Here is a 794-nt window from a genome sequence, read left to right as displayed (position 1 = left end):
GGCGTGAGGGGGTCGCGGGCCAGCCGGTCCAGCATCTGGCCGCAGCCGCCCCAGCCCGGCACCAGCCCCACCCCGCATTCGACCAGCCCGGCATAGAGTTCCGCATGGGCCTGGATCGCATCGCAATGCAGCAGGATTTCGCAGCCGCCGCCCAGCGCCAGGCCGGCCGGCGCGGCGACGACGGGGAACGGGGCGTATTTCAGCTTCTGGAAAACGGCCTGGCCCGCGCGGATGAGTTTTTCGATGTGATCCCACGCGGCCATGTTGGCGGCGAACAGGGCCAGGCCCAGATCGGCGCCCGCCGAGAAATTCGGCGCATCGGAATACAGCACCAGGCCGCGGAACGTTTCCCCGACACTGTCCAGCGCCCGGTCGAGGGCGGCGATCACGCCGTCATCGAAGACATTCATTTTGGTGGTGATTTCGAAACACGCGATGCCGTCGCCGATGTCCCACAGGCTGGCCGAACCGGTGCGGAACACCGGGCGGGCGCGGCGGCGGAGATCGTCCAGCAGCAGCACGCCCTCGGGCCGGACCAGGGGGTGGTACTGCCCGTCGAGGCCGAAGACGCGGCGCCCGTCCGCGGTGTCGCGATAGAAGCCGCCGGAGCCGACCCGTTCGACCAGAGCGGGCACGGGGATGGCCTCGCGGCGCAGCAAGGCCGCGAAGGCCGGGGCGCCGATCCGGTCGATCAGCGCGAAAGGACCCTGGGCCCAGCCGAAGCCCCGTTCCATGGCCAGGTCGACGGGCGCGACGTCGTCGCAGATTTCGGGCACCAGGCCGGCGGCATAGGC

At 70.5% G+C, this 794-nt stretch carries 1 protein-coding gene; it reads right to left on the bottom strand.

What is annotated here, in order from left to right; genetic code table 11:
- A partial coding sequence (locus HUK84_RS20940; protein ID WP_176641894.1) for an enoyl-CoA hydratase/isomerase family protein occupies positions 1-794 on the bottom strand: 794 nt, incomplete at both ends.

It is taken from the genome of Nguyenibacter vanlangensis (genome assembly GCF_013376155.1).
Taxonomy (GTDB): Bacteria; Pseudomonadota; Alphaproteobacteria; order Acetobacterales; family Acetobacteraceae; genus Gluconacetobacter; species Gluconacetobacter vanlangensis.
This window is presented reverse-complemented; position numbering and strand designations above follow the sequence as displayed.